Annotated in this window: 5 protein-coding genes; 2 read left to right on the top strand and 3 right to left on the bottom strand. The window is 42.3% G+C overall.

The window, feature by feature from the left end; translation table 11 throughout:
• The first annotated feature begins 173 nt into the window (after positions 1-173).
• Together AC4E8C_RS09295 and AC4E8C_RS09290 are read left to right on the top strand one after the other, a co-directional pair.
• Positions 174-728 (top strand): GNAT family N-acetyltransferase, encoded by a 555-nt coding sequence (locus AC4E8C_RS09295; protein WP_490211823.1) that lies wholly within the window; start codon positions 174-176, stop codon positions 726-728.
• A 159-nt stretch (positions 729-887) separates the two neighbouring features.
• Positions 888-2,300, top strand: coding sequence for a PQQ-dependent sugar dehydrogenase (locus AC4E8C_RS09290; RefSeq protein ID WP_490211822.1), 1,413 nt, complete (start codon positions 888-890; stop codon positions 2,298-2,300).
• Positions 2,301-2,444: 144 nt separating this feature from the next.
• Here the strand turns inward: AC4E8C_RS09290 and AC4E8C_RS09285 are convergent, their stop codons facing one another.
• The 3 genes from AC4E8C_RS09285 to AC4E8C_RS09275 form a co-directional block, all read right to left on the bottom strand.
• Positions 2,445-5,837, bottom strand: coding sequence for a PA14 domain-containing protein (locus tag AC4E8C_RS09285; protein ID WP_490211821.1), 3,393 nt, complete (start codon positions 5,835-5,837; stop codon positions 2,445-2,447).
• A 227-nt stretch (positions 5,838-6,064) separates the two neighbouring features.
• Entirely contained in the window at positions 6,065-7,342 is a 1,278-nt protein-coding gene (locus AC4E8C_RS09280; RefSeq protein ID WP_490211820.1) for an AGE family epimerase/isomerase, read from the bottom strand.
• Positions 7,343-7,421: 79 nt separating this feature from the next.
• On the bottom strand, positions 7,422-12,044 hold the full coding sequence (locus AC4E8C_RS09275) for a family 43 glycosylhydrolase (RefSeq protein ID WP_490211819.1): 4,623 nt from the start codon (positions 12,042-12,044) through the stop codon (positions 7,422-7,424).
• Positions 12,045-12,071: the final 27 nt, after the last annotated feature.

Below are 12,071 nucleotides of genomic sequence, written 5' to 3'. Positions count from 1 at the left end.
CCAAGCATAAACTTTATGATTACAATCCTTATATTCTTCAACAAAGGGAATAACTCCTTCTTTAGTTCCTGCACATCCTTCAAGCATTCCGAGGCAAGGATGCTTCCTATTTCATGATTTTACCGACCGTATTTTGTTAATAATATAAAAAAGACAGCTAGGGGCTTTGTACAATGCAAGTAATGACGAGCGACCAGTGGGATGAAACGTTATGGCAAAAAGTAAAAAGTATGTATGTTGAGGCATTTGGAAATCATGGCGGCAAGCCGGAGAAAGTTATCCAAAATATGTTTAAAAAGCAACTGTGTTCGCTTCACCTTGCAATCATAGGAAATGATGTAGTGGGGATGGCTTTGACTGGTTTCATTCCAGATTCACGAATTTTACTGATAGATTATCTAACTATCAAAAAGGATGTACGAGGTCAAGGAATCGGGAAAGAGTTTGTACGTAAATTAACAGGGTGGGCTCTTGAAAAGGGCACTTTTGATTTTGTCTTGCTGGAAGCGGAAGCTGAGCCCACGCCTAAAAACATTTCCCGAATTCAGTTCTGGGAGAAGTGTGGATTTAAACGGTTGACCGACTATACACATCAATATATTTGGGTTCCCGAACCCTATACGGCGATGGTGCTTGGCCTCAATACCGGTCTCAATATCCCAGTTTCCGGAAAGGGAATGTTCAGGTACATCGAAAAATTCCATAAAAAATCCTACCAAAAGCAATAATCTACCGTTCCCACGGCAAATTTTCATCAAAAATTCCACTGACCCTTTGCAGAACCTTGGTACTAAGCAATCAGAATCCCCCACTCCATATTGGTACTAATAGAACAGTTCCATTCATATTTTTATAGAAATAAACAATATGAGGGAGTTGAAAGTTAGTTGAAAAAAGTGAAGGTTCGGTTACGGCCCATTGTTAGTAAGATCAATTTACCCACTGTTGTGAAAACAACTATACTTCCCGGTGACTCAATGGAAAGCTTATTTATTGCAACCCAGGTAGGTGAGATCTTTTACATACACAATGGAGTTATACGGACTTTTTTAAATATCGGTGAGCGAATCCTAAAACTAGGCGGTTCAGGCGGCTATGATGAACGGGGATTGCTGGGATTAGCTTTTCATCCCCAATTTTATTATAACGGTCTATTTTATCTTCATTATTCAGCAGCTGGAACACAAGGACCTACTGCTCTTTCTGAACATTTTAAGCCTAACCCGTGTGATCCCAAAACTTTACACATGAAGTGGAACAATAGAGAAACACAATATGATCATATTGATACAGTGGAAGAATGGATGTTACAAGCGAATGGCCAACCTCAAAAACGACGGACCTTACTTAACTTAAGAAGACCCTTTCTGAATCATAATGGTGTCAATAGCTTAAACTTTTCACCTGAAACAGGAAAACTTATTTTAACAACTGGAGATGGCGGGTCAGGATATGATCCATTCAATTTAAGCCAGGATAATATGGAAATAGCCGGAAAAATTATTGAAATTGACCTGATGAAGAATACATCTATCGATACTCCACCAGTTGTCACACGTTTTGATGAACTTCCCGTACCTATTCAGGAAACCCTTACGGTAATAGCCAAAGGTGTTCGCAATATACCAGGTATCTCATTTCAAAAGTTTTATAACCAATATATCAAATATGTCGGAAATGTCGGACAGGATTTGGCAGAGACCATTTTTTCATTCGTTCAATATAAACCCATACCGGTTACGCAGCTCGTTCAAGCCACTTTAAGAAACATCGAACCTGATCAAGAAGGATTTATTAACTTCGGCTGGCGAGGGTGGGAAGGTGCTTTTCCTACTTCGATCATACGTGACTGTTCAGGTAATCCAACTTACGATGAGAAATCCATTGCTTATTTCAACGAAGCAGTAGAATCGTCAGTGAAGCGTCTTCAGCCTTTAACTAGTTATTTTCATAAAGACCTCCGCCCCGATAAATTTGGAGGAACTGCCCTGACTGGAGTACAAGTCTATATGGGGAATGGAATCCCCGCTTTAACTGGAAGCGTTGTGTTTTCCGATCTTGCGAGACATGAAGAATCTCGACCTCCGGTTAGAGGGGTTTTAGCTTACACCAGGGTAAGAAATGATGGGAAACTAAATGATTTTAGTATGATTGAAACCGATGATCATTTTGGTTCTCAATCAGCTTATTATGTTAGTTTGGGAACGAATCTGGATCAAACAAGATTATATTTAGGAGTGCATGGCTCTATGAAAGTGACTGATTTTAACCAAGGAACTGTTTTTGAAGTTGTTCCTTAAGATTCTCCTAACTAAAGTTAGGGGTGTTTCGAATGACAAGACTTAAGTGTCCATTGTTTTTATGTGAGCAAAAAAGAGTAAAAAAATACTGACCCAAAAGAGTCGTCATCCTTGACGACTTTTTGGGTCAGCCTTTGTAAATAATTATTGAAGACTTTGAAGTGTAAAATAATCAAAGGTCATCGGGACTAGCTGCCCGCTTACAGGACTAGCTCCATAAATTCCTACCTTGCTTACATTTATATTTGTTGTAATCGGATCTGCTGCTTTTTGCCATTCCCCATTTGCCCAGAAAAAGGTGGAAATGACATTTCCGGTTTTCTTAATTTTCAAGTAAACCGTGTCATCACCAGGATGTTGAGAAATGTTTTGTGCTTTACTATACTTTGCATTTTCTTCCTTAGCGGTTTCTAGCTTTAAGCCATTATCCCATACGTGACCAAAACGGACATAATTATCTGCATTCTGCCAAATGTATAAACCGCCTTGCTCATGGTTATTTTTTACAGAAGCGTTCAGTTTTGTCGTAATTTCAAAGTCGCCAGAAGGAGCATCCTGAAGGAAAACATTCTTAATGGAATTGTTCCCCTCATGTGAGTCGCCTTGTTGTGCTGTAATCAATAATTTACCTGGATTTTTTGTTAGACTCCATTTCGAAACATCCTCTTGGAAAATCGACCAAGCTTGTGACAATGTAGAGCTATCAAATTGATCCACTTGAGCCCCTGCTTCAATTGGAGGAATAACCATATCCTTAAACTCCGAGAGCTGTTTGGTTAAAGTGTTAACAGCAGCAAATTGCTCCTCAGACGTAGAACGTGGATTGTGGTAAACCTTGTTTGCTGCTTTTATCGAGTCTTTCAAAAACTCAATGGCTTCTTTTGAATATTCTCCAGGCTTATCTCCTTTTTTCGCATTCTTCTTAGTGGCATCAGCATTGTCAATTTTTTCTTTTAATACCACTTTTGCAGATGATAACGCGATTAAGGACTGGTTGGCTTCACGTACCCGGTCTTCATCCATCTTCACAATCTTTCTGTCATAGGTCATTAGCCCATTCAATTCACCTTCTACGTCGGTCGTTTGAGTGTAAACTGCTGCGCTTAGACCATTCGCATACATATAGTGTTTTAACGATTCAATATAATTGACATACGTTTTGGTGACTTCTTCCTTATCCTTCATCATGACGTAATTCCAGCCGGTTGTGCCCCACTCATGTCCTGGTGTTGCTAAACCAAGTCCGCCATATTCCCCAATAACAGCCATTCGTTTTTCTTCTACTTGCGGTGATTTAGGAGCGGTATAGGTATGCCAGTCTAATACATCGCCTGCCCCTGCATCCGTCCAACCGCTGGCATTGGAGACCAGCCGAGTTGGGTCTAGACTCTTCACCCAGTTTGTCATCCGGACCGTATCATATTGGCCCCAGCCCTCATTAAAGACAGTCCATAAGAAAATGGATGGATGATTGTACCTCTCTTGAATCATTTCGTTAAATTCCTTTTCATATTGCTTCCGATCGGCAGCCGTGGCTCTTGCCCCTGCGCCCGAACCTTCCATGCTTGGCATATCCTGCCATACAATCATTCCTAATTTGTCTGCCCAATAGTACCAGCGCTCAGGCTCCACTTTGATATGTTTCCGGATCATATTGAAACCAAGATCTTTCGTCTTTTCAATATCAAATTTTAAGGCCTCATCTGTAGGTGCGGTTAAACCACTTTCCGGCCAGTATCCTTGATCTAATGGCCCCATTTGGAAAATAAATTCACCATTTAACAATGGACGAAGCTGGCCATTTACTTTTCCAAGAGAAATTTCCCTCATTCCGAAATAACTCTTCACCGTATCTAAAACTTTAGTATTCTCCTTTACATGGACTTGCAAATCATATAAATACGGGTCAGTCGTCGTCCATAAGTGTGGATTTGGTACAGAGACAGCAAAGGTTTCCCCCGCTTTCCCAACAGCCGTTCCGACTTTCTTTCCTTTTTGATAGACAACGGCCTCGATTGTTTTGTTTTCCAGGTTCTGACCACCAACCGTTACATTCACTTTATCTTCATGAATATCTGCAGCCGTTTTGATTGATTCAATATGTGCCTTTGCAACCGGTTCTAACCAAACAGATTGCCAGATTCCTGAAGTAGATTCATACCAAATACCTTCCGGGTTCGTTGTTTGCTTTCCTCTTGCCTGCCCGCCGGAAGTCTCGTCATAGACTTCAACGATTAATTCATTGCTGCCTTTTACTAATTGATCGGTAATATCGAAGCTGAAGGAATCATAACCGCCAGTATGCTCCCCTGCCTTTGTTCCATTTACATAGACAACCGCCTTATAATCAACGGCATCAAAATTCAATTTGACTCTATCGCCGTTCCAATTGGATGGTACTGTAAAGCTTCGCTTATACCACATATGTTTCTCTTGCCGGTCAATTCCGGATAACTCAGATTCGGCTGCAAATGGAACCAAAATCGATTCTTTTAGTTGTTTACCGGTCGGAACGGCTTCTCCTGCTGCTGCACGCTGAAACTCCCACTTCCCATTAAGGTTCATCCAATTGTCCCGTACTAACTGGGGACGCGGATATTCCGGCAAGACATTAGCAGTGTCCACTTTTTCCGCCCACGGTGATTCAATGTTAAATTGAGAGAGGTTCTCCGCCCTGTTGATAAATAGAGCTACCTCTTTCCCCTCTTTTGTTACGATTTTGCCTTTGCCATCGTAACTGACTAACACATTATTTGCCGATCTTTGATAAATTGACGCAGTGGTCTGAAGGACAATTGTTTTAGGGTCACCTTGCTTTAATGAAACCTGATCAATTTCCCATGAACGTCCGCTTAGGTTCACTTTAAAATGTTCCTGAAGCCCTTTTGGCAATTCAGCCAGTTCCTCTTTAAAGGCCAATTCCACATGTTTCCCATCTTCTAAAACTTTTATCGTTTGGATATCATCACTTACACTGTACCCATCAGGAAGGTAAAAGGCACTGTTTGGGACAATTTGTTTTTCTGTACTTGGACTGGCCCAATAGAGTCTAAGATTCGAGCCGCCGTAGTTTTCAAAGTATTCCACTTTGATATCGTATTCTTTTCCGGCTTCTAATGAAATAGGTGCACTCTTTTGTTCAAGATCCCATTTATCCTGCCAAAAATCGATGGCTAATTTGCCGTCAATCCAAACCCTGAAACCATTGTCCCCAATCATATAAAATGTGTAATCTTCGGTATGCTCTGGGACAATTTTACCTGTCCACCTAACGTTCACGTCATCCTGTTGACCCGTAAACAAATTTAATGATGGTTCTAAATCTGGAAAATTAATATTGTAATCGACTATAGTGGTTTTTAATTCATTAAAGTCAAATTTTCCAGGACCTGAAGAGGTATAATATTCTCCTTTTAGTCCATGAGCTTTTTCAATTGTTTCTGCGCTTGCTGATGATGCTGGTGACCCACTAAGTCCAACCGCCTGTGAAAGACCAATGGTCATGACAGATAAATAGACTAATAACTTTTTCTTCATTTTCTGCTCTCTACCTCCATTAATAGTAGTTTTAGTGATGAACACGCTTACAAATGATGGTAATAATCTCCCCCTCTTATACTTGTTTACACTAACAACTTTACCAAGAATTTAAAGAAGAGTATTTGCAAATTGACGTTAAGATTTGCAATTTTCTGATATAACTGTTTTTTTGCCCCTGCTTAATATAAACCAGAAAAAAGTAGAAGGAGAACCTTCTACTTCACTCATATACTTAAAACTAGTATTTCTTCTAGACGCTTTTTAACCTCTAACATGGAACGTCCTGAATGATAGCAAGCCTTCCACGGGTTACCTAAGTCTCCAATCAGAATATTCCCTTCCCTATCTACTAATTGATGCCATTCACCCTGTTCCCAATTAATGAGATATTTCTTGGAAAATTCCCATGTTTTCTGAAAAGCTTCAAGGAGTTTCTCATCATGTACGATTACATAAGCATCCAAAAAACCGACTAATACTTCTTGGTTCTGCCAGAATTCTTTATCTTGAATATAGGCGGTGCCCTGATGTGGACCGTCTCTGTATACACCGCCTAATTCGCTATCGTAACCATAGGTTAACGTGTGGCAGGCTATTTTTCTCGTTAGTTCATAAAAATGGTTCGCAGGCAGGCCAAGAACTTCCCCCGCTCTATTCAATAGCCATACTAGCTCTAAATTATGTCCGTAAGAGGTAGTATCTCTTGGTTCTTCTATCGTTTGAGACCCCTGTCTTTCCGCATTCCAAGTCCTTCTAATGGATATGGCAGGTATTGGCTTAAATGTGAGATCGAACTGATTGCGGCCACATCCATCCTCATGATTGATCATATATTTCATGATAAGGTCGATAATTTCTTGTAATTTTCTCTTGTGGTGTTCTTTTTGGGTGCATTGAACCAGCACAGTATACGCCTCAAGGAGGTGCATATGGACATCAAGAGATTTTCGGCCGCCTCCACAAAATCCTTCCGGAGAAACTTGCCAATCATTTTCAAGGTTTTCATAATATCCGCCGTTCAATGTATCGGTACAATAAATTTGTAAAAGATTAAAGGTTTTTTCCGCACACTCAAGCGCTAATGGTTCTTTTGCTGCCTGGTAGTATTGTGATAATGCATAGATAGCAAAACTTTGACCGTAAACTACTTTACCGGGGTCAATAAGTGTACCATCTCTTTTGACCTTCCAATACCAACCTCCATGTGCATGATCCCAAAAATGATCTAAGAGAAAGTTTACTCCCTGCTCGGCAAAATGGAGAAGATTTTTCTCCTCCGGATATAATTGGGAAAATGCTGAAAATCCCCAAATCATCCTGCATTGGGTTACCAAATATTTATCCGTATCCTCACCATATGAGCCTTCTGAATCAAAACAGGTGAAATATCCGCCATATTCTTTGTCGTACCCCCTGTTCAGCCAAAAAGGGATAATGCCATTTTTTAAATGGCCGGTCACTTCATCTACTATTTGTTGAATACCAGTTACGCTAGTCTTCACTTCTGTCATCTCCTTTTTCAGATAAAAGGGACAGCAGTACACCGCTATCCCTCTACATCTATTAATCTTACTTCCTAAACTACTCCCATAAATTGATTAACGACCTTGCGTCTTCATTGAGGATTCGTTTCGCTTCTTCGGTAATGAATTTACTCATCGCTTCATTGTTTAGATGCTTGAGTAAATCGTTCATTTTCTTAATTGCTTGTTGTTTATCTCCCAGCTTCAGCTGATGGGAAGCTTGATCAAGGCTGTTCGTTAATTGGGCGGCCAATGGCTGACTGATGTCTTTCTCCTTTTCGTATCCTTCAACCAGTTGTTTGATAGAATTGATACTGGTGGTTACTTCAACCGTTAGAACGTTCGATTTTACGGTTCGGCCGTTTATTTTTACCTTCACAAAAACCTCAGCAGTCCCTGTATGATGTGCCACCAGCTTTCCTTCCTGGATACTGATGACTTCTTCGTTACTAGAAACATAGTCAATGGAAGCTTTCGTCAAGTCTGCCGACTCCCCATTTCTATACTTGCCGCTTACTTCGAGGATAGCTGTTTGGTTTCGGGTCAAGGTTGTAAGATCTGCTTTCAGGTTAACCGACTCCAGCAGCCATTTGTCCGATGGCATTGGCTGCGGGGTGATGGTCGGGCCCCAAACCTCCATGATGTCTGGTCCATTTACCTGTGGAACAAAATGGACTCGGTCAATCGCCAGTTTTCTCGGTTCTGTCGCTTTCGTACTATTATGTGTATGGTAAACCATAAACAATTCGGTCCCATCTGGTGAATGGATAAACGAGTGATGACCCGCACCCGGTACGATAATGTTCGATTTCATAATCGGGTTGTATTCGTACTTAGTCCATGGTCCCGTTGGCGTTGGGGCGGTCGCATAACCAACCCCATAATCCGGACTTTCAAAGTGATTCCCGGAGTAGGTTAAATAATAGGTACCATTATGCTTGATGACAAACGCTCCTTCATTGATTGAAGCGGAAGGCTGTTTTGGACTCTTTTCCCATTCCTGTGTAGCACGCATCACAAACTTCACGGTATCTTCTTTAATTGATTTCATATCATCATTTAACTCTGCCACATAAATGACATTGCCACCTTCAAAGCGGACAAAATACATATAGCGTTTACCATCATCGTCCGTAAAAATGTGCGCATCGATTTCTGGCGTATTCGGATGAATCGGTTCCATGGTCTCCTGGACAAATGGTCCTAATGGCGAGTCGCTGGTCGCAACCGCTAACCGTTCTTGTACGGCGTAATACATGTAGAATTTTCCGTTTTTCTCTATGACTTCTGGAGCCCAGAATTGTTTTTCTCCCCAGGAATTATCCCGGTGCAGCGCCCATTCATCATGTTCCTTCCAGTTCACCAGATCGGTGGAAGTATATACCTTGATTCCATTTTGCATATTCGGCCAATCCGCCGTATGTGTGCCGTATAGATAATACGTGCCTTCATAATAAAGCACATATGGATCGGCAACTCCTGGCATGACGGAATTCGTATAAGTCGGGCCGGTGATTTTCTCCACATAAGGCGTCACCTTTAAGTTATCGAATGTGGCATCGGCATTAAATGTCCTAAAACCTACTTTTCCCGTACTCAAATGGGTATTGCTGACTAAATCGAATTTAGGATATGGATTCGTATTTAACGGGTTGTCGTTAATAAACGCTTGAATATGCCCTTCAGATAAAACCACTTTCAAGTGGTAGGTTTCATTATATTTAACCGGAATTTTTCTTTGGGCGATCTCCGTCCACTTACCATCCTTGAATTGCCCAAGAACAGCATACTGGTTCTTTGGATTAATTCCGAGGAAATAGCCTTCAAGCGCATCTGCTCCTACAGCCAAATCAGATGCTCTGAAAATCAGTCCTGCCTCCGTCCCGCTTGTAACTTGGACATCAGCTTCTAAAATATAATCCGTGAATTCAGGGTTTTCTAAAACCGCTTTATAGCCTGGGCCGCTTTTCACTGTATATTTTCCTTCATTGACAGACCATGTGCCGCCGTAAGTCTTCCAACCGTCCGCTTCTTGGTCATTAAAATGATCTTCGAATGCAGGCTGCTGTTTTTCACTCGCAACGGTGACCACGACCTCATCCGCATAGGTGCCTGATTCATCTGTTGCCTTAATCACCGTTCTTCCAGGGGCTTTGGCTTGAACCAAACCATTTTCCGATACGGTCGCAATCGAAGGATTTTTCGAACTCCATTTGACCTTTTCACTTGGGCCTGCATTCTTTAATTGCTTTGATTCCGATACGTTTAAAGTAAGCTTATCTTCTTCCAGCTCCACTCCCCCGGTCATGGTCCGGACGGCAAAGTACTCAAATACCGCATCGATTCGGTCATTCGTGGCTACGATATTGTTGGCATAAAAACCGACTTTGATATTTTTTAGGTCGGCTGTTAGGGAATCAGCCGCTTGAATCCATTCATACCCATTCCAATAATAGGTCGTATACAGGCTGCCTACTTTCCTTATTTTCAAGGTCATGGTATTGCCGCCAGGATGGGCCGCAAAGTTACCAGGCTTTTGGTATACCCTCTTGATTTCGTAAGCAGTTTCAATGGTTGGTCCATCCACCCAAACATGGGCAAGCTTGACTAAGTTATCCGCATCCTGCCAAACGAACAGGCCTGCCTGCTGGTGGTTTTTCGCAATCGGAAGTGTCACTTTGGTGACAATCTCAAAATCTTTCCCCTGTTCTATATTTTGGAGAAATACATTGTTCTGGCTGTTATTATCTTGATAAATGTCTGTCGGTGTCGTACGAATTGTCATCTTGCCAGGGTTCTTCGTTAAACTCCAGTCCTGCTTGCTTTCCTGGAAGATGCTCCAGCGATTATCTAAGGTGGTTTGATCAAATTGGTCGACTGTAAAGGCAGATAGATCGGGTTCGCCTGGTTCTCCACGGACCGTTACGGTCAGCTCGGCTGCCACTTTTCCATCGGCTGTTTCTGCCTTAATGACGGCTGTGCCAGCTGCTTCTCCTTTAATGGCCAATGAAACTGTTCCTGTAGCAGAGTCTCTCCCCAATTCGGATACGGTTGCAACCTTCGCATCGGAAGTTGATAGCTTTAGATTTTTATCCGTCCCGGCAATTGGCCGAATGCTGGCTTTAACGGTAACGGTTTCTCCTTTTTTGATAGCAGTTTCTTTATTCGTAAAATTGACGGTTTCGACTGCTGCCTTGGTATCTGTCGTCTCTACTGGCTGCAGGACAATCCGGTCGAGCTCGGCAAAGTTCGTTTTCTTTGAAATCTTGATCGTGTTTTTTCCAGCATTTAAGCTGACATCCATCGATGTTGGATTATAATTCTCCCAGCCATAATTCTGATATTCAATGACTTGAGCGGGTCCGCCGTTGACGATAACATTGTGTTGTGTCGCAGCACCTGCTGCTGTGCCATTGGCTGCCATTACCACAAGTGTGTATAGACCTGAATCGGCCACCTCGACATCAAATTGAACAAAATCGGTTTCATTATCGATTCTGCCAACTACTTTACCGCCTGATGCATTCGCGGAGTTACGCACAAAAGCAATCCCGCCTACTTTTGCGTTTTCTGCTTCGTATTCATACCTTGTTACAGCTGGTGTGCCTGAAGGTTCCAGTATATCCGCTCCATAGGCCGCTGGGGTACCTAGGTTCGGTGTTCCATCCTCATTCCAGGTGAATTTCTGCGCTCTCACACTGCGGTTTCCCCACCCGCCATTGGAATTCTTGAAGGCATGATAAACAATCCAATCTTCTTTCCCATCAGGTGACTTTACAAAACTGTGATGTCCCGGACCAAACACTTCGCCTTGTGGATTCTTCACAAATACCGGTGTTTTTTTCTTGACCCAAGATGCTGGGTTTAACACATTGCCGTCTGTATTGGTTAATTGGCCTAACACATAATCATCCATCCAGCTTGCATTGGCTGAATAAATCAGGTTAATCGTTCCATTCTTGATGATGACTTCCGGTCCTTCCTGGAGCGTCCCTTCCCACGGTTCTGTTGGCGATGAGATTTCCACTCTCGGTCCGCTGATGGTCCAAGGATTGCTCATCGGAGCAATATAGGTGCGCTGCGGCATGCCATCATTGGCGTTACGCCAGCCGGACCAGACAAAATACAACGAACCATCATCCTTCTGGAAGGCCATTCCATCTATCGACCAACTGTCAGTCGGATCGCTGATTTTCCCTTTAAAGGTGTAGGTGCCTTGCGGGTCTTGAGAATTCCCTTCGAGGACATACATGCGATGATTCTCATTTCGCCCATCATCCGCTGCAAAATAGATATACCATTTTCCATTGAGGTATTGTATTTCAGGCGCCCAAATCTCTTTGGAGTACTGGGTCCCGCTTGGCGGCGTGTACACCGTCACACGTGGTGCCGTTCCAATATCTTGGAGCCGTTTGGCCTTTGCCACAATAATCGAGGCATCCTTATTCGATTTCACGTAATAATAATACCCATCCTTATAAACCAGACTTGGGTCAGCCGACCCCCCACTTCCTGAAACCTGTACAATCGGGTTTTTAAAGGTGCTTGGTGTATCCTTTTCCTCGACAGCCGCCGCCCCTGCTTTATCCTGGGATAACGCTGGGAAAATAGTAAAAAGTACGAGGACAAACACCAAAATCCTGTGAAGCATGGATTTTCTTTTTGGCTTTTTTCTTCTCATTGTGAACACTCCCTGTTTTTCAAATGA

The sequence above is a fragment of the Neobacillus sp. SRL179 genome (assembly GCF_984799095.1).
This window is presented reverse-complemented; position numbering and strand designations above follow the sequence as displayed.